The 25,320-nt window shown below is 60.6% G+C and carries 23 protein-coding genes; 13 read left to right on the forward strand and 10 right to left on the reverse strand.

Annotated features, from left to right (window positions below; all coding sequences use genetic code 11):
• Positions 1–147 precede the first annotated feature (147 nt).
• From BJ928_RS33190 to BJ928_RS33225, 7 genes are all read left to right on the forward strand, one after another.
• Positions 148–1,713 (forward strand): ABC transporter substrate-binding protein, encoded by a 1,566-nt coding sequence (locus BJ928_RS33190; RefSeq protein ID WP_047635963.1) that lies wholly within the window; start codon positions 148–150, stop codon positions 1,711–1,713.
• 458 nt (positions 1,714–2,171) lie between these two features.
• The gene (locus BJ928_RS33200) at positions 2,172–3,140 is read left to right on the forward strand and encodes an ABC transporter permease (protein ID WP_047635965.1); all 969 of its coding nucleotides are present in this window, start codon (positions 2,172–2,174) and stop codon (positions 3,138–3,140) included.
• A 20-nt stretch (positions 3,141–3,160) separates the two neighbouring features.
• Complete coding sequence (locus BJ928_RS33205; protein ID WP_047635966.1) at positions 3,161–4,120, forward strand: ABC transporter permease; 960 nt, start codon at positions 3,161–3,163, stop codon at positions 4,118–4,120.
• A 4-nt stretch (positions 4,121–4,124) separates the two neighbouring features.
• Positions 4,125–5,318, forward strand: a complete 1,194-nt coding sequence (locus BJ928_RS33210; RefSeq protein ID WP_047635967.1) for an amidohydrolase family protein — start codon at positions 4,125–4,127, stop codon at positions 5,316–5,318.
• Positions 5,318–6,808: an amidohydrolase family protein gene (locus BJ928_RS33215; RefSeq protein ID WP_047635968.1), complete on the forward strand. Its 1,491-nt coding sequence runs from the start codon at positions 5,318–5,320 to the stop codon at positions 6,806–6,808. Before BJ928_RS33210 ends, BJ928_RS33215 begins: the two co-directional genes overlap by 1 nt.
• The gene (locus BJ928_RS33220; RefSeq protein WP_047635969.1) at positions 6,801–7,784 is read left to right on the forward strand and encodes an ABC transporter ATP-binding protein; all 984 of its coding nucleotides are present in this window, start codon (positions 6,801–6,803) and stop codon (positions 7,782–7,784) included. The genes BJ928_RS33215 and BJ928_RS33220 overlap by 8 nt, the downstream gene beginning before the upstream one ends.
• The gene (locus tag BJ928_RS33225) at positions 7,781–8,758 is read left to right on the forward strand and encodes an oligopeptide/dipeptide ABC transporter ATP-binding protein (protein ID WP_047635970.1); all 978 of its coding nucleotides are present in this window, start codon (positions 7,781–7,783) and stop codon (positions 8,756–8,758) included. The genes BJ928_RS33220 and BJ928_RS33225 overlap by 4 nt, the downstream gene beginning before the upstream one ends.
• A gap of 21 nt (positions 8,759–8,779) precedes the next feature.
• Here BJ928_RS33225 and BJ928_RS33230 read toward each other — a convergent pair whose 3' ends face one another.
• Positions 8,780–9,457 (reverse strand): GntR family transcriptional regulator, encoded by a 678-nt coding sequence (locus BJ928_RS33230; RefSeq protein WP_047635971.1) that lies wholly within the window; start codon positions 9,455–9,457, stop codon positions 8,780–8,782.
• Positions 9,458–9,593: 136 nt separating this feature from the next.
• Between BJ928_RS33230 and BJ928_RS33235 the strand changes: the two genes are divergently transcribed.
• The 6 genes from BJ928_RS33235 to BJ928_RS33260 all read left to right on the forward strand — a co-directional run bounded on the left by BJ928_RS33235 (position 9,594) and on the right by BJ928_RS33260 (position 16,332).
• Positions 9,594–10,229, forward strand: a complete 636-nt coding sequence (locus BJ928_RS33235; protein ID WP_047635972.1) for a flavin reductase family protein — start codon at positions 9,594–9,596, stop codon at positions 10,227–10,229.
• Between the two features lie 14 nt (positions 10,230–10,243).
• Entirely contained in the window at positions 10,244–10,966 is a 723-nt protein-coding gene (locus BJ928_RS33240) for an aspartate/glutamate racemase family protein (protein ID WP_047635997.1), read from the forward strand.
• A gap of 239 nt (positions 10,967–11,205) precedes the next feature.
• Complete coding sequence (locus tag BJ928_RS33245; RefSeq protein WP_047635973.1) at positions 11,206–12,039, forward strand: formate/nitrite transporter family protein; 834 nt, start codon at positions 11,206–11,208, stop codon at positions 12,037–12,039.
• 171 nt (positions 12,040–12,210) lie between these two features.
• Positions 12,211–13,812 carry an ATP-binding protein gene (locus BJ928_RS33250; protein ID WP_047635974.1) on the forward strand — a complete coding sequence of 534 codons (1,602 nt, stop codon included), beginning with the start codon at positions 12,211–12,213 and terminating at the stop codon, positions 13,810–13,812.
• Positions 13,805–14,452 carry a response regulator transcription factor gene (locus BJ928_RS33255; RefSeq protein WP_047635975.1) on the forward strand — a complete coding sequence of 216 codons (648 nt, stop codon included), beginning with the start codon at positions 13,805–13,807 and terminating at the stop codon, positions 14,450–14,452. Before BJ928_RS33250 ends, BJ928_RS33255 begins: the two co-directional genes overlap by 8 nt.
• A gap of 185 nt (positions 14,453–14,637) precedes the next feature.
• A complete protein-coding gene (locus BJ928_RS33260) occupies positions 14,638–16,332 on the forward strand; it encodes a dihydroxyacetone kinase family protein (RefSeq protein WP_047635976.1) in 1,695 nt (564 codons plus the stop codon).
• A gap of 28 nt (positions 16,333–16,360) precedes the next feature.
• Here BJ928_RS33260 and BJ928_RS33265 read toward each other — a convergent pair whose 3' ends face one another.
• The 9 genes from BJ928_RS33265 to BJ928_RS33305 form a co-directional block, all read right to left on the reverse strand.
• Positions 16,361–17,290 carry a LysR substrate-binding domain-containing protein gene (locus BJ928_RS33265; protein ID WP_047635977.1) on the reverse strand — a complete coding sequence of 310 codons (930 nt, stop codon included), beginning with the start codon at positions 17,288–17,290 and terminating at the stop codon, positions 16,361–16,363.
• Between the two features lie 75 nt (positions 17,291–17,365).
• Positions 17,366–18,754 carry an argininosuccinate lyase gene (argH, locus tag BJ928_RS33270; RefSeq protein WP_047635978.1) on the reverse strand — a complete coding sequence of 463 codons (1,389 nt, stop codon included), beginning with the start codon at positions 18,752–18,754 and terminating at the stop codon, positions 17,366–17,368.
• A 48-nt stretch (positions 18,755–18,802) separates the two neighbouring features.
• A complete protein-coding gene (locus BJ928_RS33275; RefSeq protein WP_047635979.1) occupies positions 18,803–20,164 on the reverse strand; it encodes an MmgE/PrpD family protein in 1,362 nt (453 codons plus the stop codon).
• Entirely contained in the window at positions 20,154–21,053 is a 900-nt protein-coding gene (locus BJ928_RS33280; RefSeq protein WP_047635980.1) for a polysaccharide deacetylase family protein, read from the reverse strand. Before BJ928_RS33280 ends, BJ928_RS33275 begins: the two co-directional genes overlap by 11 nt.
• On the reverse strand, positions 21,050–21,922 hold the full coding sequence (locus BJ928_RS33285) for a polysaccharide deacetylase (RefSeq protein ID WP_052227957.1): 873 nt from the start codon (positions 21,920–21,922) through the stop codon (positions 21,050–21,052). Before BJ928_RS33285 ends, BJ928_RS33280 begins: the two co-directional genes overlap by 4 nt.
• A gap of 128 nt (positions 21,923–22,050) precedes the next feature.
• A complete protein-coding gene (locus BJ928_RS33290; protein WP_047635981.1) occupies positions 22,051–22,881 on the reverse strand; it encodes an ABC transporter substrate-binding protein in 831 nt (276 codons plus the stop codon).
• Between the two features lie 39 nt (positions 22,882–22,920).
• Positions 22,921–23,682 carry an amino acid ABC transporter ATP-binding protein gene (locus tag BJ928_RS33295; protein ID WP_047635982.1) on the reverse strand — a complete coding sequence of 254 codons (762 nt, stop codon included), beginning with the start codon at positions 23,680–23,682 and terminating at the stop codon, positions 22,921–22,923.
• Positions 23,682–24,569 carry an amino acid ABC transporter permease gene (locus tag BJ928_RS33300; protein ID WP_245432675.1) on the reverse strand — a complete coding sequence of 296 codons (888 nt, stop codon included), beginning with the start codon at positions 24,567–24,569 and terminating at the stop codon, positions 23,682–23,684. The genes BJ928_RS33295 and BJ928_RS33300 overlap by 1 nt, the downstream gene beginning before the upstream one ends.
• 199 nt (positions 24,570–24,768) lie before the next feature.
• Positions 24,769–25,257, reverse strand: coding sequence for an NUDIX hydrolase (locus BJ928_RS33305; protein ID WP_047635983.1), 489 nt, complete (start codon positions 25,255–25,257; stop codon positions 24,769–24,771).
• Between the last annotated feature and the right edge of the window lie 63 nt (positions 25,258–25,320).

Genomic DNA, 25,320 nt, shown 5'->3' on the forward strand with positions numbered 1-25,320 from the left:
CCTCGTTGCCGCAGCCAAAGTGGCGCCGATCTCGTTGAATTTTGGATACGATAATTGTCGACAATTTAATTGACAATAGGAAAAGCTCCGCCGATACTCCGAGCAAATTGGGACTTAGGCCCATCAAATAACGAAGGGGAGGAACAGATGCTTCGTTTCAAACAGATCGTCATTGCCGCATTGGCAGCCGCAGCCATCGCGGCGCCCGCCGACGCCGCCACACTGCGCTGGGGCAGCCGGGCGGATATCTATTCACTGGACCCGGATTCGGTCCCGTCCACCTCTAACCTCGCTTTCCTCAATCACATCTATGAGGGGCTCGTTCGCTACGATGCGAACTTCAAGATCGAGCCGGCGCTTGCCACTGACTGGAAGCTGATAGACAACAAGCACTGGCGCTTCACGCTGCGACAGGGCGTGAAGTTCCACAATGGCGCGGACTTTACCGCCGATGATGTCGTGGCGTCGTTCAAGCGCGCCGCCGACCCTTCATCGCCGCTGCGCGGCAACATCCCGCTTTATGTCGGCGTCCAGAAAGTCGACGACCACACGGTCGACATCGAAGTTTCCGCGCCGACCTCGCTTTTCCTGAACGACATCACCAACATCTTCATGTTCAACGCCCAATGGCTGAAGGACAATGATAGCGAGAAGCCGACCGATATCGCTTCGAAGGTCGAAGGCTTCACGACCATGCATACCAACGGCACCGGCCCGTTCAAGCTCGAAAGCCGCGTGCCCGACAGCAAGACGGTCCTCGTTGCCAATCCCGGCTGGTGGGACCAGAAGAAGCATAATCTCGACCGGATCGAGTTTGTGCCGATCGCCTCGGCTGCAACGCGTGTCGCAGCACTTCTCTCCGGCGAAATCGACTTCATCGATTCCGCGCCGATCCAGGATCTGCCGCGCCTGGAATCCATGCCTGATATCATCGTGAAGAAGCGCACGGAATTGCGCACCGTCTTCATCGCCTTCAACCGCAAGGACAAGCTTGAGGATGGGCGCCCCAATCCCTTCAATGACTTGCGCGTTCGACAAGCCTTCGAGGCATCCATCGACCGTGACCTGATCAACAAGAAGGTGATGCGCGGTCTGGCCCGGCCTTCCGGCTCGCTCATCGCCCCCGAGATCTCCGGCTACGTCAAGGATCTCGACACCTACAACCAGGCCGATCCGAAGCTGGCACAGAAGCTTCTGGACGAAGCCGGCCAAAAAAACCTCGCCTTCACCTACATGTGCATGAACGACGAGAGCATCAACGAAGAGGATATCTGCTCTGGCGTTGCCAACATGCTGAAGCGCGGCGGTTTCCAGCCGAGCATCGACATCGCTCCGCGTGCGGTACAAACGGCCAAGCGCAGCAACGGCAAGGCCGATGTCTTCAATCTGAGCTGGGCGAACGAACCGACGCTCGATGCCTATTCTCTCCTCTCGCAGGTCCTGTCGACGCGCAATGGCGCCATGGGCGTCTCCAACTATGGCGGCTGGTCGAACCCCGACCTCGACAAATTGGTGGCACAGGCAGCGCAGGAGCCGGACAACGAGAAGCGCTTGGCTCTCGAGGCACAGGCTCTCAAGATCGCCAAGGACCAGGCAATGCTCATCCCGCTGCATCAGCAGCCGATCGCCTGGGCCGTGCTGAAGAAGGTCAAGAGCATCGATTTCCGCGCCGACAACAAGCCGCGCCTGTGGCTGACGCAGATGGCGGAATAGTCGTCGCCGCATCCTTTTGCCGAACGACGAAAAGAGCGCTTCGCAGATTGCGAGGCGCTTTTTCTTTGAGTCGGCATTCCTCGATAAGAAGGCCGCAACCCTCCTGCTTACGATACGGATGCCTGCCGCAGTTGAGTCCTCGCGAAGCGATGCTGCCTATGGCCGAATCTCCATCGGTCAGTTTGCGGAAGAGCCAGTTCGACAACATTGTGCAGCTAATATTGTCGACAATCGCGTTGACAAATTCGAAATTTCTGCGCTAATGGCGCACAGGGAGTGAGGGAGGTTTGCTCGCAGCGAACGACATCTGTTGCCGGTAGCGCGCATTCTCGCGGCTCGAAGCAACAGGGTTTTGCGCAATAGCGCTGCAGCCGTTCTTTCTTGATCCCCCAAGGAAATTTCGCCAACTCCTTCGTGCGCATATTTGCCGAAGGACGAAGCGAAGCTGAGAGGGTCTCATGCTGGTTTTCATCATCAAGCGCCTCGGGAATGCAATCCTGGTGATGCTTGCCGTCGCGCTTCTGGCATTCCTGATCTTCCGGCTTGCCGGTGACCCTGTGGAGTTGATGGTGGGCGAGCAGACCTCGCAGGCGGATCGCGCCGCATTGCGCGAGAAGCTCGGCCTCAACGACAGTCTGCCGACCCAATATATCCGCTTCGTCGTCAATGCAGCGGAAGGCAATTTCGGCGTCTCCTATCGTAATGGTCAGAAGGTGCTGCCACTGATCGCCGAACGCTTCCCGGCCACGCTGGAACTCGTCTTCGTCGCAACGCTGATCTCGCTTATCGCGGGCATTCCTCTCGGCGTGCTCACGGCCATCAAGCGCGGTAAATGGTATACCGAGGGGCTGCAGTTCCTGTCGATCATCGGGGTATCCCTGCCAAGCTTCGTCGTCGGCATCCTGCTCATCCTCGCCTTCTCCGTAAGCTTGGGCTGGCTGCCCGCCTTCGGGCGCGGCGATGTGGTGCAGATCGGCTGGTGGTCCACCGGCTTCCTGACGCCGTCGGGTCGCGCGGCACTGATCCTGCCATCGATCGCGCTCTCGCTCTATCAGATCACGCTGGTCATGCGCCTGGTGCGGGCCGAAATGCTGGAAGTGCTGCGCTCCGACTACGTAAAATTCGCCCGCGCCCGCGGCATTCCACGCTGGCGTATCTATTTCCGCCATGCCCTGCGCAACTGTCTGATGCCGGTCGTCACCATGACGGCGATGAATGTCGGCGCGCTGATCGCCTTTGCGTTGATCACCGAAACCGTGTTCCAGTGGCCCGGCATGGGCATGCTCTTCATCCAGGCCGTCACCTTCCTCGATATTCCCGTGATGGCGGCCTATCTCTGCATCATCTCCTTCATCTTTGTCGTTCTCAACACGTTGGTGGACATCGCCTATGCGGTGATCGATCCCCGCCTGCGCACCGCACGCTGATCGAAACCAGGAGCCGCTCGATGACCATGGAACTCTCAGACATTTCGAAGCCGGAAAAGCCCTCGCGTCCGCCGCTCTTCAAGCGCCTTCGCAACAGCGATCTCTGGTGGTCCTTCACGCATAGCAAGGCAGCGATCATCGGTGCCGTCGTGCTTGCAATCTTGATCCTGACCGCCGTCTTCGCGCCGCTGATCGCGCCGCAGAACCCCTATGACGGGGCGCAGCTCGACATGTGGAAGGCCGAATTGCCGCCGATCTGGCGAGATGGCGGCGAAATGCCCTATCTGCTCGGCACAGATACGCAAGGGCGCGACATGCTGTCGGCCATTCTCTATGGCACGCGCATCTCGATCGTCATCGGCATTGCCTCGGTTGCGCTATCGCTGGCGATCGGCATGATCGCCGGCCTGGTTGCCGGCTTCTTCGGCGGCTTCATCGACAATCTGCTGATGCGCATCGGCGATGTCATGCTCTCCATCCCCACCATCCTCGTCGCCATTCTCGTCTCCACCGTCGTACGACAGATGCTGCCGGAGAACCTGCGTGAAATCGGCGCGTCAGCCGTTCTCGTCTTTGCGATCGCGCTATCGAGCTGGGTGCAATATGCCCGCACGGTGCGGGCGCAGGCGATCGTCGAAGCCGGCAAGGACTATGTGCAGGCGGCGAGGCTAATCGGCGTGCCGGCGCGCCGCATCATGGCCAAGCACATCCTGCCCAACACGTTGACGCCGATCATGGTCGCAGCGACGCTCAACTTCGGCATGGCGATCCTGACCGAGGCGACACTCTCCTTCCTTGGTATCGGCATGCCGCCGAGCCAGCCATCGCTCGGCACGCTCATCCGCATCGGCAACCAGTTCCTGTTTGCCGGTTCCTGGTGGATCGTGCTGTTCCCCGTCATTCAACTCTGTCTGCTCGTCGTCGCCGTCAATCTGCTCGGCGACTGGCTGCGCGACGCTCTCAATCCGAAACTGAGGTAAGTTCATGACCAATCTTCTGCTGCGCAATGTCCGGCCCATGGCTGGCGAAACCTGCGACATCTTGATCCGCGACGGGAAGATTGCCGGCTTCGGAAAGTTCGAGGCCGAGCCGGGCATGGCCGTCGAAGACGGTGGGAATGCCATTGCGGCGCCGGGCCTGATCGACGCCCATACTCATCTCGACAAGACCACTTGGGGCATGCCGTGGCATGTGAACAACCGCGCCGCGATCTTGCGCGAGCGCATCGACTTCGAACGCGAGCATCGCCTGGAAATCGGCATCGACCCGCATCGCCAGTCCATGCGCCATGCAATCGGTCTTGCAGCGCATGGGGCCAGCCACATTCGCAGCCATGTCGATATCGACCCAACCCACGGCTTGCGATTGGTCGAGGGCGTATGGGAAACAAAAGAGAAGCTCCGGGGCATTATCGATATCGAGATCGTCGCTTTCCCGCAATCCGGCGTCATGGTCATGCCGGGCACGGTGGAGTTGCTTGACGAAGCGCTGCGCCGGGGATGCGAAGTACTCGGCGGTATCGACCCCTGCGGCATCGACCGCGATCCCAAGGGCCAGCTCGATATCCTGTTTGCCCTTGCCACCAAGCACGGCGTTGCAATCGACATCCATCTGCATGAAGCCGGCGAACTCGGCGCCTTCACGATGGAGCTGATGTTCGAGCGCATCCGCGCCAACGGCATGCAGGGCAAGGTCGCCATCAGCCACGCCTTCGCGCTCGGCATGAACGACTATCTGCGCGTCGGCAAGCTGATCGACGAGATCGCCAAGCTCGACGTGGCGATCGTGACGACCGGCGCGCCTTCAGCGGCCGTGCCTTCTATCATGCGCCTCAAGGAAGCAGGCGTGCGCGTTGCCGGTGGTTGCGACGGTATCCGCGACACCTGGGGTCCGTGGGGCCAGCCCGATATGCTCGATCGCGCACAGATCATCGGCATGAAGAATGGCCTGCGGTCGGACCGCGATCTGGAACATGTACTGCACATCGTCTCGCAGGGCGGTGCCGACGTCATGGAGCTTGAGAATTATGGGCTGAAGGTCGGTTGCGATGCCGATCTCACCCTGCTGGTCGGTCAGACGCTGGCGCATGCCGTGGTCGAGGTCGCACCGCGCCCGCTGGTCGTGAAGCGTGGCCGTGTGGTCGCCCGCCAGGGCCAGGCCGTGGTGGAGATGCCATGATGGCGGGGGATTTCGCTGATCTTTCACTCGGGTGCCGGCCGGAAGGCCGGACCCTGGTGACGGCGAGCTGGGTGGTCGGCCATAAGGATGACGGTCACACGCTGCTGCGTAACGGTCAGGTCGTCTTTGAGAATGGCGCCATTCTTTTCGTCGGCCATAACTTCCCCGGCAAGGTGGCGCGCCGCATCGATTTCGGCAACGCTCTCATCAGCCCAGGCCTGATCGACCTCGATGCGCTTTCCGATCTCGACACGACGATCCTCGGCATCGACAACCATCCCGGCTGGGCCAAAGGCCGCGTCTGGCCGCGCTCCTATGTGGAGGCAGGCCCCTACGAGATGTATTCACAGCAAGAATTGGCCTTCCAGAAGCGCTTTGCTTTCGGCCAGCTGTTGTTGAACGGCATTACGACCGCAGCGCCCATCGCATCGCTCTTCTATCGCGAATGGGGCGAGACCGTCGCCGAATTCGATGCGGCGGCGGAAGCTGCCGGTGATCTCGGCTTGCGCGTCTATCTCAGCCCCGCCTATCGTTCCGGCGGCATGGTGCTGGAGACGCCGGGCAAGATGGTGCCCGTATTCGATGAAGAGCGCGGGTTCCAGGGCCTGAGGGACGCCATCACCTACATCGAGCGGCAGCAAGGTGCGCATGGGGATCTGGTGCGCGGCATGCTGGCGCCCGATCGCGTCGAGACGTCGACCCTTGCCCTCCTGCAACGCACCGATGCGGCTGCGCAGGATCTCTGCTGCAAGTTCCGCCTGCATATGGCGCAGGGCACAATGGAGGTGGACACCGTACGGAGGCTGCACGGTTCGACGGCGCCCGTCTGGCTTGCCAAGAACAAGCTCTTGAGCGAGCGGCTGATCGCGCCGCATGCCACCAACGCGACCGAGGAGGATCTTGGGCTTTACGCCGAGCACGGCGTTTCCATCGTTCACTGTCCGCTCGTCTCAGCACGCAGCGGCTCGACGCTCAACTCTTTCTCGAAATGCCGCCGGCAGGGCATCAATATCGCCATGGGAACGGATACGTCGCCGCCCGATATGCTGATGAACCTGCTCGTCGGCCTCATCACCTGCCGCATCAACGATCACGCGCCCGACAAGGTACGCAGTGCCGATCTCTTCGACGCGGCCACGCTTGGCGGCGCCCGCGCGCTCGGCCGCTCCGATCTTGGGCATCTTTCGCCTGGCGCACGCGCCGACATCGCCGTCTTCGATCTCGGCGACGCGATCATGGCACCATCGGTCGATCCGATCACGACCCTCGTAACCGGCGGTTCAGGCAAGGCAACCCGCGCGGTCTTCGTCGATGGCCGCCTCTCGATGCTGGATCGCCAGCTGGCGAACTTCGACATGGACAAGGCACGCGAGCAGGCACAGGCGCAATATGACCGGCTGATCGCCAAATATCCCGAGCGCAGTTGGAACCACCCGCCTGTTTCCGACATCTTCCCGCCCAGCTATCCGATCGAGGCAGACCATGGTTGAGGCACAGCAGCCGGTTATCGACGTTCGAAACCTCAAGGTGGAATTTCCGAACCGCCGCGGCACGGTCACGGCGCTGTCGGATGTCAGCCTTACCATCCGCCCGGGCGAGATCCTTGGTGTCGTCGGCGAATCCGGCGCGGGCAAGTCGATGACCGGGCTTGCCATCCAGGGTCTGCTCGAGCGTCCCGGCCGCATCGCCGGCGGCGAAATCTGGCTCGGCAACCGGCGGATCGATACTCTCGACGACCGGGCAATGCAGCATATTCGCGGCCGCGAGATCGGCGCGATCTTCCAGGACCCGCTCACCTCGCTGAACCCGCTTTTCACGGTCGGAGCACAATTGACGGAAACGATCCGGCAGCATCTGCCGCTCGGCAAGGTCGAAGCACGTGCCCGCGCCGTCCAGCTGCTGCGCGATGTTGGCATCCCTTCGCCGGACGAACGGGTCAATCACTATCCGCATCAGTTCTCCGGCGGCATGCGCCAACGCGTCGTCATCGCACTTGCGCTCGCAGCCTCGCCGAAGTTGATCATCGCGGACGAGCCGACAACGGCGCTCGATGTCTCGATCCAGGCGCAGATCATTTCGCTGCTTCGCAGGCTCTGCAAAGAGAAGCAGGCAGCCGTCATGCTGGTGACGCACGATATGGGCGTCATTGCCGAGGCCGCGGACCGCGTCGCCGTCATGTATGCCGGTCGTCTGATCGAGATCGGCTCGGTGGAGCAGGTGCTGCACGCGCCGCGCCATCCCTATACACAAGGGCTGATGGCCTCCATTCCCTCGCTCGGCGCCCGCGTCGAGAAGCTGAACCAGATCGACGGCTCAATGCCTCGGCTGGACGCCATTCCGAACGGTTGCGCCTTCAATCCGCGCTGCAGGTCCACCGGCCCGCGCTGCCTGCGCGAGCGGCCGGAACTGATCTCGACTGCCGACGGCGCAAGCGCCTGCTGGCTCAACGCGGGAGGCACCGCATGACCCTATCGTCCGAAAAGACCCCCGCCTTGGCCGTCGACGGGCTGGTCAAGACCTTCGACGTCTCCGCCCCCTGGCTCAACCGGGTGGTCGAGCGCAAGCCGCGTCAGTTCCTGCAGGCGGTCAACGAGATCAGTTTTGCGGTTCCGGCCGGGGGCTGTCTCAGCATCGTCGGCGAAAGCGGCTGCGGCAAATCCACCGTCGCACGACTGGTGACAGGCCTCTACAAGCCGACAAGCGGCGAGATCCGCTTCGCGCCGGGGCGCGGCGGCACGCCGCTGTCAGCCCAGATGATCTTTCAGGACCCCTATGCTTCCCTCAATCCGCGCTGGCGGGTCAAGAACATCATCGCCGAGCCGCTGCGCGAACTGAAGCTACGCAACTCGGCGAAGGAAATCATCGAGCGGGTCGAGGAACTGTTGCTGACTGTCGGACTTTCGGTTTCGGACGGCGAGAAATTCCCGCACGAGTTCTCCGGCGGCCAGCGCCAGCGCATCTCGATTGCCCGTGCGCTTGCAAGCGAGCCGGAATTTCTTGTCTGCGACGAGCCTACCTCCGCGCTTGACGTTTCCGTGCAGGCACAGGTCCTGAACCTGATGCGACGGCTGCAGGACGAGCTGGGCCTCACCTATCTCTTCATCAGCCACGATATGAGCGTCGTCCGCCACATGTCGGATCGGATCGCGGTGATGTATCTAGGCCGGATTGTCGAGGAAGGAGAGACGGAGGCGCTATTTGCACGCCCGCGCCATCCCTACACCCAGCTGCTTCTGGAAACCATCCCGAACATCGATGCGCCAAGGCGCGATCGTGAACTGGCCGGTGGCGAAGTACCGAGCCCGCTCAAGCCCCCTTCGGGTTGCGCTTTCCATCCACGATGCCCGCTGGCAACGATCAGATGTTCGGCCGAGGTGCCGGCGGTTCGAACATTGTCGAACGGAACGCGGATTGCATGCCATCTGGTGGATGACGAATAAGGAAGATCGCCTGCGGCGGCCTCAGGCGAGCGCCGCACGCAGGTCGTGGGAAAGGTCACGGATCTCAGTCAGATCGAGTTCCGATTCGACGTGTTCAAGGTGATGCGCCATGAGATGCGTCGCCTTGTGTACATCATTGCTGACAATAGCCTCGACGATCTCGGCATGCTCGTCCGGGCCGCAATTGAAGCGGTTGGTATTGCGATAAACGGCTGTGATCAGGGAGGAACGAGCGATCAGATCGCGCATCGTCGAAAACAGAAAGTCCGAGCCGACGGTTTCCGCCAGCAGCAGATGGAAGCCGCCGGAGAGCTTGATGATGTCGGTGGTGACATCATCCGTATTGGCGATGCGCTCCTTGGCAACATGGTCGCGCAAACGCTTCACATCAGCCTTGGAGATGCCCTTGCAGAGCCGCTCTACGACGCAACGCTCGACCGTGCGGCGGACGAAAAACACATCCCGGGCTTCTTCGACGGAAGGCTTCGAGACAAAGGCGCCACGGTTGGGAATGATCATGACAAGCCCATCGCGCTGCAATGTCGACAGCGCCTGGCGGATGCGCGCGCGGCTGACATGGAAGATCGCGGCCATCTGCTCTTCCTTGAGCTGAACGCCGGGTCTCAGCCTTCTTTCCGCGATGGACAGCCAGACCTTCTCGACAATCTGCTCAACGGAGGTCCCGTTTTGATCGGTCATGAGTTGCACTCCTCGTTAAGGCTAGAGAAGCGTGATGCGAAGGAAAAAGTCAATCACAACAATTGGATTTTGATTGCAGCATTGTTGACAATATGAAATGATATTGTCAATCATAAATTGACACACGGATCACGCGATGGAATTCGACTTTGCCGAGCTTGAGCCTCAGAGCCGTTATCGGCTTTTGACGAACTTCGTCGGGCCTCGCCCGATCGCTCTGGTGACGACGCGTTCGCCGGCCGGGCACAACAATGCCGCGCCGATGAGCTTCTTCAACGTCTTCTCGCACGACCCGCCGATCGTCATCCTGGGCATACAACCAAGGCTAAGCGGCGAGGAAAAGGATACCGTCGCCAATATCCGCCGAACGCAGGAATTTGCGATCAACATGGTCGATATGCCGATCTCGCAGCAGATGCTGGTCTGTGGTCTCGGATTCGACAGCGAGATCGACGAACTCGCAATGGCCGGGCTAACAGCCACTCCCTGCCGCAAGATCGATGCCGCCTATGCCGCCGAATCCCCTTGCGTCTTCGAATGCAAGGTCGAACGGCTGATCGACTATCCGCGCCGCACCCTCGTGCTTGGCGAAGTCGTCCACATGCATGTGCGCCGCAATTGCCTCGACGAGGCTGGACATTATGTCGACCCCGAAAACTACCAGCCGATAGCCCGTTTGCACGCCGACAACTACATCGTCTCGGATCGTCAGTTCGTCCTCAAGGCCCCGCCCATCGGTGATTTTCTCACGCCGCAAGACAAGGATCGATGAAAGGTCCCGCCGCAATGCACATACGTCTCATCAATCCGAACTCCACGGCGTCCATGACGGCGCAGGCGCTGGATAGCGCCCTTCGCGTCAAGCAAGTCGAGACGGAGGTCTCCGCGGTCAATCCGAGCGACACACCCGTCAGCATCGAAGGCAGTGCCGACGAGGCGGCCGCCATGCCGGGCATGCTTGCGGAAATCCGCAAGGGGGAAGTCCTCGGGGTCGACGCCTATGTCCTCGCCTGTTTCGACGACCCGGGCCTGCATGCCGCGCGTGAAGTGGCGCGCGGCCCGGTCATCGGCATTTGCCAGGCGGCCGTCCAGGTCGCGATGACGATCAGCCGTAGGTTCTCGATCATCACCACCCTGCCCCGCTCCATTCCAATCATCGAGGATCTTGTCAGCGATTATGGCGCCGAACGTCATTGCCGCAATGTCCGCGCCATCGACCTGCCGGTCCTTGGATTGGAAGAAGACCCGGTCGAAGCGGAACGCCTGCTGATCGATGAAATCGAGAAGGCCAAAAAGGACGATCGCGCCGAAGCCATCATTCTTGGCTGCGCCGGCATGTCCTCCCTTTGCGATCGGCTGCAGGCGGCAACCGGCGTTCCGGTCATCGACGGCGTAACGGCCGCGATCAAGCTGGCTGAAGCCCTGGTCGGGGCCGGCTACATGACATCGAAGGTCAATGCCTACGATTTTCCGCGCATCAAGGGAGGCGAGTGCCGGGCCTGCGCCTAAGTCGCCTCGAATGAGGGCGACGTCAGGCAGTCAGGCCTACGCCAGGACATCGATTTGGCGTTGCCAATCAGGGCCGCCCGCCTATCGCACGCATCTTTGGACGCCGGACGGGTTGTTGCTCGACCGGCGTGTGCCGACCTACACCTAAGTATGATTCAGTACGACATCCCATGCGGCTAGCCTGCGTGCATTATTCGGCACGTCCCCGGTTCAATCCGGGCATTATGCGAGGATCTCGTATGTATCAGGATTCCATTGTCAATTTTGCCACGTCGGGCGAGCATAAAGCCCACATCGTGCGCACACAGCTATTCGCCTTCCTCATCGGCGCGGCGATGGCGGGTGCCTATATCGGCTTTGGCGACATCATCATGTTTACCGCCGGCGCGCATGTCGACCCCGCATGGGCCCATCTGATCATGGGAGCCGTATTTTCGTCAGCCTTGACGATCGTCGTTTTTGCCGGTTCCGAGCTCTTTACCGGAACCGCAATGTACATGCCGCTTGCCGTTCTGACACGGAGGGCCGGGGTTGTGGACATGATTCTCGTCTGGGTCGCCGCCTGGGTCGGCAATCTGATCGGCGCCGTGGTGCTCGCCGGTCTCTTTCATCTTGCCGGCGGCGGGGTACTACTCGGCGACGGCAGTCAGGAGTTTTTCGCAGTCGTCTCCGCCAAGATGTCGGCAAGCTCTCTTGCTCTCTTTGCCCGCGGCATCCTGTGCAATTGGCTCGTCTGCCTGGCGATCTGGATGGCGGGACGCACTGATAACGCAGCAGCCAAGATCATGCTGATCTTCTGGCCGATCACCATTTTCGTTGCCGCCGGCTACGAACATTCGGTCGCCAACATGTTCACCTTCTCGATGGCTCTGCTTGGCGATCACCCCGCCAACATCACGCTTGCCGGTGCCGTCCACAACCTCATCTGGGTCACGCTCGGCAACCTGATCGGTGGTGCAATATTCATGGCGCTCGGCTATTGGGCGCAGTTTCAAAGCAGCGGTCACGTCTCTTTCGTCCCGGCTACGACACCAATTCGTACCGGTGCTTCCCACAAGCAGAGCCAGACCTAATCGCTCTACCGCGCGCCCATTCGGTGCGCGGCCGCCGGCAGATAAAAGCGACTGCTGGACGACCCCATGCCTCGACGTTATCGTCGCCGTCACTTGCCGCCATTACACCTATGGATAGGTTCAAAGGCGCCAGCAAAGGCATAGGCTTGGGAGCGAACAGGCTGTAAGAACATGATGAGAGCACCGCTGCTATTTCGCGCACACGACCCTGGAGGCCGCTATAATGCGGCCTTCGGCTTTGCCGCCATTGCGCTTGCGATCTTCGTATTCTACATCGACACCTACACCGACATAGAAGGCGCCATAGCGATTTTCTATGTCGTCAGCATGCTTCTCGCCGCTCAGGCAATGACGCGCGTCGGCCTGTTGCTCGCGGCAATCGGCTGCGCCTTTCTGACCGTTCTCTCCTATGTCATGACCCATGTTTCCTATGCCATCGCCCATGGCGCGGACGTGGATCTTCAATCGACAATCCGCCTCTTCGGCGCGTTGGCTGCATTGATCGTCACGACCATGCTGCTGCTGAAGACGGAAACGGCTCGCCTCGGCCTGCTTTCGACCAACTCCGCCCTTAAGAAAAGCGAGGCGCGGTATCGTTCTATTTTCGACTGTACGCGCGTCGCGCTCTGGGAACGGGACTATTCGAAACTATACAACTACCTGAGCATCATTCGCATCCGGGGCGTTACAAACATAGGGGCTTACGCCGGAAGCAACCCGCGTTTTCTGGACGATTGCCTGGGCCTGATCAGGGTCGTCGCAGCCAATGAAGCGGCAAGCGAGTTGCTCGGCTCCCGGTCCTCCGCCATCAATGTCCTGCGTGCCGCCGTCCATACCGAACGCCAGACACTGATCGATATGCTTCAGGCGATCATGGACGGGAAAAGAATCTTCGAAGGAAACGTCAGGCTGCGAACCGATAGCGGCGAAGAAAAGCTTGTGCTGATAAGCATCAACCTTCCGGAGGACCCGGCTGCTTTCAATCGCGTCGTCGTCAGCATGGTCGACAATACGCAGCGCGAAATGGCGCTCAAGGCCCGGGTTGAAGCACAGGCGGAGTTGACGAAGGCAGCGAAGGCCGCAACGGTCGGCGCCATGTCCGCTTCTCTTGCCCATGAACTCAATCAGCCGCTCGGCGCAAACGTGGTCAACGCGCAAACCCTGTTGCGATGGCTCGACCGCAAACCGCCGGATCTATCCGCCGCGCGACGCTCGGCGGAAAGGATGGTCCGCGACAGCCAGCGGGCAAGCGAAATCATCCACAATGCCCGCAGCCTGCTTGCTCCGTCGACCAACAAGCTGGAAATTGTCGATATCGATGAGCTGATCGAGGAAACGATAGGCTTGATGGAACACGAGCTTCAGCGGAGCAGAACGGAAGCGCGTTTCGCGCATGGTGCGAAGTTGCCACCCGTTTCGACCGTGAAAATCGAACTCCAGCAAGTGTTGATCAACCTGATCACCAATGCCATCCAAGCCATGGAGGAGGCGGGGAGCCGCGAACGGATCGTCACGATCCTATCAGAACTTGAGGATTGCGATCATGTCTCCATCGTCGTTCGCGACACCGGACCGGGCATCGATCCAGACGCGAAGGATAAGCTGTTCTCGCCGTTCTTCACGACCAAGGCAAAGGGCATGGGCATGGGTCTTTCCATATGCCGCAGCACGCTTGAGGCGCGGGGCGGAATGCTTGATGGTACGAATCATCCCGAAGGCGGTGCAATCTTTCAGATACGCCTCCCGATGAAGCCGGAGATGGAACATGCCTGACACACGCAAGTCGCCGACAGTGCCGTCTGCTCCAATCATCTTCATCGTTGACGACGACTTGTCGATGCGCGAGGCGCTGATTGATCTGTTCCGTTCGATGAAGTTCGAAGTTGAGGCCTTCGAAAGCGCCCCGGCACTCATGCAGGCAGTGAACTTCAACCGGCCGGGATGCATCCTTCTCGATGTGCGGCTACCTGGCGTCAGCGGTCTGGATTTCCAGGTGCATTTGGAGCGTCTCGGCAGCAAGATGCCGATCGTCTTCATGACCGGATATGGAGACATCCCGATGAGTGTCCGCGCGATGAAGGCCGGAGCGGTCGATTTCCTCACCAAACCATTCAAGGATCAGGATGTCCTCGATGCGGTTGCAGCAGCGCTGGAGCGCGATGCCGCGCACAGGCGTCTAAGCGCGCAAAGCGAGGCAATAGTCGCCCTTGCGGAACACTTGACCCCGCGTGAGCGCGAAGTCATGAAAGCCGTGGTCAAGGGATTGATGAACAAGCAGATCGCCCACGAACTCGGGATCAGCGAAGTGACCGTGAAGCTGCATCGCGGCAACGTCATGCGAAAAATGGAGGCTCGCTCGGTCGCCGAACTCGTCAGGAAGGCCGAAGTACTGGGCGAAGAACTCACTCCGTAACAAGGTTCAAGACAGGCGGGGCACATTCGCCGCACTGGGTGATTTTCCCTGTCGGTTGATGGCATGAATAGTGGCTGTGATATGCTGCCTGCGACCCTCGGTGGGGCCGCGCGCCCGGCTCTCCTTGTCTAAGCCGGCCGAGCTGGTCGTTTGAAAACGTTTCGTGGATGTAGGAGGGAAGGATCATGAAGAAGCTTATCAACAGGCCCGCCGATGTCGTGCGGGAAATGCTTGAGGGCCTCGTCGCCCTTTCACCTGCCCTCGCCTTGCTGGACACCGAGAATGTCGTCGTTCGTTCAGACCTTCCTGCAGCCGCCGAACGGCCCGTGGCGCTGATCTCGGGCGGCGGCGCCGGGCACGAGCCTGCCCATGCGGGCTATGTCGGACCGGGCATGCTCACAGCAGCCGTTACCGGAGAGGTCTTCACCTCACCGAGTGTCGATGCGGTTCTTACCGCCATCCGTGCCAGCGCGGGGCCGGCGGGCGCGCTTCTGATCGTCAAGAATTATACCGGCGACCGCCTGAACTTCGGTCTTGCCGCCGAATTGGCGACCGTCGAGGGCATTCCGACCGACGTCGTTGTCGTCGCCGACGATGTGGCTCTTTCCAGCCTCGTGCCACGTGAGCGACGGCGCGGTATCGCTGGGACGGTGCTGGTGCACAAGATTGCGGGTGCCGCCGCAGCAAGCGGCAAGAGCCTGAAGGATGTAGCCGCCACCGCCCGGTCCGCGGCCTCCCGTCTCGGCACCATGGGTGTTGCACTCGGCGCCTGCATCGTGCCGGCGGCCGGCAAAGCCGGCTTTGCTCTGGCTGAGGACGAGATCGAGCTTGGGCTCGGCATTCATGGCGAAAAGGGGGTCGAACGTACGAGACTTCTGCCCGCCGACGCCATCACCGACCGGATCGTGGATCAGATCGCCAAGGACATGAAGCTTGCACCAGGTTCCAGTGTCGCATTGCTCGTCAACGGTCTCGGTGCGACACCGCCGATGGAGTTGGCGGTTGTCGCCCGCGGCGCAGTCACGGCGTTGCGCTCGCGCGGCCTCAGGATCAAACGGGCCTGGAGCGGTAATTTCCTGACGGCGCTTGAAATGCCTGGTTGCTCGATTTCTCTCCTTAAGCTGGAGGATGGCGATACCGCGCTGCTGGATGCGGAAACCTCCGCGACGGCCTGGCCAAGAGGTGGTTTGATAGAGGACGTGCCGCGCATCGTTCAAGCCCCGAAGATGCCGGCGAACGAGGCGCCGCTCGGCGATACCGGCCGGTTCGATCCTCGTGAGCTGCGCCGCATCGGTCTTGCCGTCAGCGACGCGCTCGCAGCGGCGGAAGCTCATCTGACTGATCTCGACAGCAAGGCGGGCGACGGCGATCTTGGGGCAAGCATGCTCCGCGGCGCCGAAGCCATTCGTGCCTTGCCCGAAAGCGCCTGGATCAATCCCGCCAATGCACTGGTTGCGATCGGCAATGCATTGCGACGGGCAATCGCTGGAAGCTCCGGGCCTTTCTATGCGATCGCACTGACGCGAGCCGGCCGCCATCTGAGCAAGAGCAATCGCTTTTCAGCCGAAGATTTTCGCGCCGCCTTCGCAATCGGTATCGCGGCGATCAGCGAGATCGGCGGCGCCAAGCCGGGGGATCGAACCATGCTCGATGCACTTGACCCGGCGTTGCAAGCGCTTGAGATTACCGACAGCAATGCGCCTGCGGCAGAGGCTTGGAAACAGGCGGCATCGGCGGCGGCCGACGGGGCACGTCGTACGGCGGATATGGCACCGAAGCTCGGCCGGGCGAGTTATCTCGGCGAGAGAGCGATCGGAATCGAGGACGGTGGCGCGGCAGCTGTTGCGATCTGGATGAAGGCGCTGGCGGCAAGCATCTGATATCGCAAGCATGTTACGTGTTTACGTGTCAGGTCCGATCGTCGCCAAAACCGTCCGCAGTCGCCTTGCAGGCGTGACCGAGCCAGTCGGCAAAGGCACGAACTTTCTGGCGCGCTTCGGTCCTTGCCGGCCAAAGCGCGTAATAACCGTAGCCACTGTCGATGATCCGCTCGAATGGCGCGACCAGCTCGCCGCTTTCAAGATCCTGCCGCGAGAAGACGAGATCGCCCATCGTCACGCCATAGCCGCTCGCTGCCGCGGTCATGGCGAAATCCTGCGTGTCGAAGACCTGATGACGCGAGGCCTGAAACGAATAGGCGCCTTCGGCCTGCAGCCATAGTGTCCAGTCACTATGGCGCGGATTGGAGTGCAACAGAACGCAGTTCTGCAGGTTTTTGACCTCGGGCGGATCGCCGAGTTTTGATAGAAACTCAGGCGAGCACATCGGCGTCAGTTGCTCACGCAATAGCGGCAGCACATCCATACCGGGCCAATGGCCGTTGCCATACGTGATGAGCATGTCGATATCGCCGACCGAAAAAGTCGGCCGCAGGAACCAGGCGGTATCGATATTGATATTCAGGTCCTCATGGTGACTGTGAAGGTCAGGCAGACGCGGCAGGAACCATTTGCGTGCGAAGGTCGGCGGCATGCGGATGGTGAGAGATCGTACCGTCGTTCGCGTTGCTTCGAACGAGGTCTTCAGTGACGCCAGCAGACCATCGACGATCGGGATCAGCGCCATGCCACGCTCCGTCAACGCCACCTTCCGCGTATGACGCTCGAACAGGCTGCAGCCGAAATAATGCTCGAGCTGCTGCACCTGCCGGCTGATCGCACTCTGGCTGAGATTGAGCTCCGCGGCCGCCGCCGTGAAGCTGCCCGTTTCCGCGACGACGGAAAAGGTCTGCAGCGTCTGCAACGGCGGCAGTCTGTTGTGATCGAACCTCGGCTCCATTCCCTACCCGGCTTCCCGCTGCTGTCTCAAACAGCAAGCATTAAAGCATGTGGATGGAATGGCAACCGACGCTTCTCAGCCGATCGCCCGGCGCACCGTCTGAACAGCTTCTCTCACCCTTCGCGGCGCCGTGCCGCCCTTGTGATCGCGGCTGGCGACCGAGCCCTCAACGGTCAACACCTCGAAGACATCCTCGCGAATACCAGGCGCAAAGGCCTGCATGTCGGTAAGCGAGAGTTCGGAGAGCGTCGGTAATGCCTTGTCGCGAGCAGCGCCAACGATCGCGGCAACGGCGTGGTGCGCATCGCGAAACGGCAAGCCCGCACGGACAAGGTAATCGGCAAGATCGGTTGCCGTCGAATAGCCCTGGTTGGCGGCGGCGAGCATTTTTGCGTGTTTGACCGTGATCGTCGGGATCATCTGCGCCGTGACGCTGACCGCCGCTCGCACAGTTTCGAGCGTATCGGTGAGTGGCGGCTTCGATTCCTGCTGGTCCTTGTTGAAGGCAAGCGGCTGGCTTTTCATGAGCGCCGCCGAAAATGCCAGATTGCCCATGACACGAGCGGCCTTTCCACGCACCAGTTCCGCAAGATCCGGATTGCGCTTCTGCGGCATGATCGAGGAACCGGTGCAGAATTGGTCGCCCACCTCGATGAAATCGAACATCGGCGTGCACCAGAGGATCACTTCCTCGCTGAAGCGCGACAGGTGCCCCATGATGATCGAGCCGGCGCTGCAGACATCGACGACATAGTCGCGGTCGGAAACGGCATCGAGCGAATTGGCAAAGGATGCGGCAAAACCAAGCTCGGAGGCGCTGTATTCGGGATCGATCGGATAGCCGCTTCCAGCAAGGGCCGCAGCACCAAGCGGCGAAACGTTGAGCCGCTCCCGCGCTGCGCCGACGCGGTCGAGATCGCGCAGGAACATTTCGACATAGGCCATGAGATGATGACCGAAAGTAACGGGCTGCGCCACCTGCAGATGCGTGAATCCGGGCATGATCGCATCGGCATGTTTCTCGGCAAGATCGACAAAGGCGCCGATTAGCGTCTTCAGATCGTCGGCCAACAAATCCAGCTGCTCGCGGGCATAGAGGCGAATATCGGTCGCGACCTGATCGTTACGCGATCTCGCGGTATGCAGCTTCTTGCCGGCATCGCCGATCAGTGCGATCAACCGGTTCTCGACATTGGTATGAACGTCCTCGAGCTCCCTTTTCCACTCGAAGGTGCCGGAGCGCATTTCTTCAGCCACCTGGTCGAGGCCGTTCTGGATCTGAGCATTGTCCTCGGCAGTCAGAATGCCGGCACGGGCAAGCATCCCGGCATGGACCTTCGATCCGGCGACGTCGTGCAATGCGATGCGCTTGTCCTGGTCAAGGCACTCGTGAAAGCTTTCGAAATCCCTGGAGACCGCCTCCTTGAACAGCGGCGACCATGTGGCTTCTTTCTGATTTCTCATCGCGGTCTTCCCTTTCGAACGAATGCTGCCCTCCTCCGGACGCATCCCCTATTGAAGCAGTGCAAGCAGGCTGCGGGTGTCGGTCTGGTTTTCGAGGTCGAGAACGAAATCGCTGATGGCGTCGACCCTTGCTGTCGGGAGCACCATGCCGGCGAGCGCCGCATATTTGCCGATCAACCGCTCATCGGAGAGCGGGTTTTGCGGACCGCCGAGCGGAAACTCGACGACGAGCCGATGCCGTTCGCCTGATGTCGTGACGATAGTGATCGCCGGCTCGTCCTCATCCTTCATGGCGGGGTCGATACGCACCGTGATGCGGTCCATCAACGGGCCGATCTCAGCCGCCGACCAGGCGGCCTCTTCCAGCTCGGCCAGAAAGACCTTGCCGTAACGCAGCCGCGCTGCGAGCGCATAGGGCAGGCTCATCTGCGCCTGCGCACGCGACTGGATGACCTTGCCGCCGCACATGCCATACTGGAAACCACTGATGTCCACCTCGATGGCGGCGATATCGGCAGACTGAAGACCATGGTTTTGCAACATCAGGTCAAGTGCATCGATCCCGGCATGCGTGCCGCGGCAGGTGGCATGTGGCTTGATGGAACAGCGATTGAGCCGCCAGTAATCTCCGAAGTCGCGGAGAAGCGCCTGCGGATCGCCCTTGCCGGCGCCGAATGTCGCAAAAAAGCTGCCCCAGCGCTCCGGCTCGAAGACACTGTCGGGGCCTTCAAAACCTTGGCCTGCAAGATAGGCGGCCATCAGCCCGCCTTCGGCCGCCCGGCCGGCATGGAGCTTCTTGGTCGAGCTGCCATTGTGGATGAAGGCCCAGGTGCCACCGGCAAAAGAGCAGGCCGAGCCGAGAGCGGAGGCCATAGCATTCACGTCGAGATTCAACATGCTGCCGACGGCTGCAGCAGCGCCGAATGCACCGCAAGTCCCAGTCGAATGCCAGCCGAGGCCATTGTGCTCTTCATAGCCGCCGACCGCTTCCAGAACGCGCCGACCGACTTCATAACCAAGCAGGACGCCGCGCAGCAGTTCGCGGCCACTTAGCGGCTGGCTACGGTCGCCGAGTGCGGCAAGCACGGCAGGCAGGACGACGGCGCCGGAATGATCGCAGCCGCCGCTATCATCAAGCTCATAGGCATGGGCAGAAACACCGTTGACGAAAGCCGACGTCCTGGCGTCGGAGGCAATCGGCCGCCCCCAAATCGGCGAATGTCCGGTCCCGGCCTGGATCCCCAGCATCGCGACGACGGCATCTGTCTCGCGGGATGCCGAGCCGGCGATCGCAGCCCCCAGCGTATCGAGAATATGAAGCTTCGCCTTGTGGATGGTCGCGGGTGGAAAAGCTTCGTAATTCGTCGAGCAGGCAAGCTCGGCCAGGGCGTGTGTCAGATTATCGCTCACCGGCCCGCTCCTCATCGACATAGGCTTCATAGACGTTGATCGGGTGATCGCCGGGCACGACAGTGTCCTTGCCGGCGTGCCAGCGGGCTACGTCCGCAGCCGTCGCCAGCCACACGTCATCGAAGCTCGTGATATGGGCAAGCAAGGCTTCGACGAGCGCGATCCGGCCGGGCGTGCCGGTCCATTCCGGCCGAAGCTGGATAACGTAGCAGAGGCCGTATTTGCGGTAGGCATCGAACTCGGCGATCCAATTGCCCAGCACTGCCTCATACGACGGAATGCGGCTTTGCCCCTTCGGGAAGGCCGGAGTGAAATTGAACTGGAAATACGGCCGGTCTTCCAGTTCGATGTGAACCGGGATCTCAACCAGCGACGAAGAATGGCTATAGGGCACATCGTCACCGTTCAGCGATGCCGACCACCTATAGCCGGCCTCCACTAGAAGGCGATCGAAACGGCGCGGCCAGTTGCCGGCCGGGAGCCGGAAGCCTGAGACCTCGTTCGATGCGATCGCATTCAACGCGTCGCGACTACGCCTCAGAAGATCAATGGCTTCGGTTGCTGACATGGTATCGTAGCGCTCAAAATTCCAGCCATGGCTCTCGATTTCATGCAGCGGTGCCACGACATCGCGCAGCAGCTGTTCGTGGTTCTGCGCGACGATCCCCGGCACGAACCAACTTGTTCGCGCGCCAGCATCGGCAAATACGTTGCAAAGGCGCTCGACGCCGCGCGTCGCACCATATTGCCAGACGGAAAAGCTCTTGCTGCGCCCTTTCAAGTCCGGTGCCTGCGCGACGGCATCGAGCCCATCGTCGAAGATGACGGAGACGATTGCGGCGCATGTCTTGCCTTGTGGCCAGAAGTCTTCAACAACTGCGCCCATCATGCGGCATTCTCCGGATGTTGTGCGATCCACCATTTTGCGATTTCGGCGCAGTGCGTCGCCCAGACACAATCGCCATGGGCGGTGATCGCCTTGAATAGGCCCTCGAGGATCGCCAGCCGGCCGGGCTTGGCGCAAACCTTCGGATGAAGGATCGTCGTCCAGCAGAGCCCCTCGCGATGATAACCCTCGAATTCGGCGCACCAATTGCGCTGGACGTCGGCATAGCCTGAGATGCGGTCGAGGCCGATCGGGAAATCAGGCTCCTCGCTGTAGGCAAGAGCGGTATAGTCATCGATGTCCCAACGACCAGGAATTTCGACCAGGCCGCGGCTGCCGGAGGTCGTGTGAAAGTAAGGCCGGTCGTCACCGCGCATCGAGCTGGAATAAATTACGCCGAACTCGTGCAGCAATTGCGCCGTTTCATCGCTCCAGTCGCCAGAAGGCGTGCGAAAGCCGACCGGCGTCACACCCAGTCCGCTCAAGAAAATGTCGCGGGAACGCCCCATGATGTCGAGCTGCTGCTGGCGGCTACAGTCGATGAAGACTTCGTGATAATGGCCGTGATAGGCGATCTCATGGGCATCGCGAAGGATGCGCTCGCATTGCGACGGCCAGTGCTCCACGACCCAGGTTGGCACGAAGAATGTCGCCTTGAGCCCGTAGGCGGTAAGAAGATCAAGAAGTCGCGGCAGCGCCCGCCACGGGCCATAGGCGCCTTGCGTGAAATAGCGGGGATTGGAGACCAGCGAGCCATCGAGCATCGCATCGCCCGTCGGGCCATCCACATCGAAGGCGAGCGCCACAGCCGATTGCCGGCCTGCCGGCCACAGGCTTGGTTTCGCCGATTTGGTTGCACTCTTCGCAGTCATGGGACTCAGCATGCGTTTCGGGGTGTCTTGGGCCGCAACCATCCATCCGCGGGCGCGAAGCGCCCCGGCCGATGATTGCCTGCATGGGGGAAGAAAGCGCCGCCTTTATCGCGGCGCTTCCTCAATCGTTACTTGACGCCGTTGATCACGGCCTTCGGAACGGCATTGTGGACGAGGCCCCACTTCTTGAGGATCTCATCGTAGGTGCCGTCCTTGATCAGCGCGTCGAGAGCGCCGGCAACCGCATCGCGTAGCGCGGTGTGGTCCTTCTTGAAGCCAATGCCGAACGTGTCGTTGCTGAGCAGCGGCTCACCGACGAGCGTATAGGTGTTGGGCTCGATCCGCATCTGATAGGCGATCGTTTCGATGCCCTGCACGACCGCGTCATAGCGGCCCTGCTTCATGCCGAGACGGGCAGCGTTCGAATCCGCAGTGCCCTCAAACTTGATGGCGGGCTTGCCCTTGCCTTCGCAATTCTCAGCGCTCCATGCTTTGACGTTATCGCCGAAGGTCGTGCTGCGGCTTCCGGCGACCGTCTTGCCGCAAAGGTCGCTCGCCTGCTTGTAGGTTCCGGCGTTGGCATTGACGGTGAAGAGGATCGGGCCGCTGGTGATGTAGTCGACGAAGTCCATGGCGGCCTGACGCTTCACGTTGTCGCTCATGCCGGAAATGATCATGTCGGCGCGGCCGGTCTGAAGGCCGCTCTGCAGCTCCTGGAAGGCGGAAGTGACGAAGACGGTCGTGAGATTGAGCTTCTTGGCAATCGCATTCGCCAGATCGACGTCGAAACCATCGATCGTGCCGGTGTCCGGATTGACGAATTCCATCGGCGGATAGATCGGGTTGGTCATGATGCGGAGCTCGCCGTCCTTAATGAGGTTGAGGCTTGAATCCGCGAAGGCGGCGGTGGCCGCGAGCGAAAGAAGGGCTACCGAGGCGGCGAGACGAATGAGTTTCATGCGATTCTCCTCTGATGATCTTTTTCAGGGTTTTTCTTGTTAAAGCACCGCAGAGATGAAGTTCTTCACTCTGGGATTCCTGGGGTTTTCCAATATGTCGCTGGGCGTCCCGGTCTCGACGATCATGCCTGCATCCATGAAGACGACACGGTCGGCGACCTCGCGGCAAAAGCCGATCTCATGCGTGACGACGATCATCGTCGTGCCTGACGCGGCGAGCTCCTTCATGACGCCGAGGACTTCGCCCACAAGCTCGGGATCGAGCGCCGAGGTCGGTTCGTCGAACAGCATCGCCTTCGGCTTCATGGCAAGCGCGCGGGCAATGGCGATGCGCTGCTGCTGGCCGCCGGAAAGTTCGCCCGGATAGGCGCCTGCCTTGTCGGCGAGGCCGACACGCTGCAAGAGAATGCGCGCCTCGGCTATGCATTCCTGCTTCGGCCGCTTCTGCACCCCGACCGGGCCTTCGATGATGTTCTGCAGCACGGTGCGATGCGGGAAGAGATGGAACTTCTGGAAGACCATGCCGACGGACTGACGCTGGCGGGCGATCTCGCGATCCGGCAGCGGAAATAGCCGATTGCCCTCGCGGCGATAGCCGGCGATTTCATCCTCGACCGTGACATAGCCGGCATCGATCTGTTCGAGCTGGTTGATGCAGCGCAGGAAGGTGCTCTTGCCCGAGCCGGAAGGGCCGATGATACAGACCACTTCACCTTTCCTGATCTCGAAATTGATATCCTTCAGAACGTGAAAGGTGCCGAAATACTTCTGCAGCCCGTGTGCCTTGATGATCGCGTCCATCACGAAGCCTCCCCGACCAGCGCCTGGTTGGCCGCCTGCTGCGCGCTGGCATCCCGCCTGCCCCAGCCCTTGGAAAAATGCTTCTCGATGTAGATCTGTGCGATGCTGAGGATGGTGACGACGACCATGTACCAGATGGCGGCCACGATCAGCAGCTCGATGACGCGCGAATTGACGTAGTAGATATCCTCGACGTTTTTCAGCACTTCGGAATACTGGATGACGCTGGCGAGCGACGTCAGCTTCACCATGCCGATGGTTTCATTGCCGATCGGCGGGACGATGACGCGCATCGCTTGCGGCAGGACGATCTTCAATGTTGCCCTGAGCTTCGTCATGCCGATCGATTGGGCTGCTTCCATCTGGCCCTTGTCGATCGACAGCAGGCCGGCGCGCACGACTTCAGCCGTGTAGGCGCCCTGCTGGATGCCGAGGCCGAGAAGGGCGGCAACGAACGGCGTCATAAGTTCGACCGTTCGAACGGAGAGAACGCCCGGAATGCCGATCGTCGGGAAAATCAGGGCGAGATTGAACCATAGCAGCAGTTGCAGCAGAGCCGGCGTACCGCGAAACAGCCAGACATAGCCGACGGAAATATTGCGCAGCACCGGATTGTCCGACATACGCATGATCGCGGCGATGACACCCAGCACAATGCCGACGATCATCGCGCAGAAAGTCATGATGATCGTATTGCCGACGCCGATCATGACGGCCCTGGTAAACAGGTTCTGTCCGACATATTCCCAGGCAATATCGCCCTTCCAAAAGGCTCTCGCCAGAAGAAGGAGAAGGATGATGCAGATCGCCGCCATGATCTTGGTGCCGATCTTTCGTTGCGGCACGATCACAAGCGCATTCACGTCCAGTGGCGCTGAATTGGTCAAATTTCGATCCCCTGAGCTCATTGGTGAGCTTCCATTTTCTAATGGGGAAAGCTTACGTTGCTTTTGTTTTTAGCCACAAACGAGATTTGAACATGCGATTTATGCCCTTTAAGCATAAATCGACGGCAGCCCCGACGGTCCTGCACGATTTAACCGGGATGGATCGAGATGCGATCGAGGCTTGGATGACCGGTCTTATTCAGCGATCCGGGGTGACGGCCGCCTGGACCATGCGCAGAAGGCTCTTCAATTCAGGCTCTCGCACGCGAGCCGCCGCCTCATTGGGTGAAAACCATTGACGCTGGCGCTGCCCCTGCTCCGGAAATCGGTCATCCAATCCAGCGACCTCTAGAAGGTGGACCTGAACGACAGATGGGACGGTGTCGCCGGTATCGAGAGACTTCAGATAGGTATAGTAGCCGAAACTCTTCTTTCTGACTTTTCCCTTGACGCCAGCCTCTTCCCAGGCTTCGCGTTCGGCGACCTGATGCGGCAGCTTTCCGGCCATCGGCCATCCCTTGGGAATGACCCAACGGCCGCTGTCGCGCGAGGTGATCAGCAGGATTTGTACATCCTTCTCGCCCGCGCAACGCCTGTAGCAAATTGCGGCATATTGCTCGATTGTTCGTCCGGCGAAGAGCTTCTCCGCCTCGCTCGCCAGACGGCGGAGATATGTCTTTTTAGTCATGCGCCGTCACTGCAGCCTGTGGCATCGGGCTCGGTGCTCGACTTTGCAAGAGTTCGCCGCGCT

It is taken from the genome of Rhizobium sp. WW_1 (assembly GCF_003610155.1).
In the GTDB taxonomy this organism is placed as follows: Bacteria; Pseudomonadota; Alphaproteobacteria; order Rhizobiales; family Rhizobiaceae; genus Rhizobium; species Rhizobium tropici_A.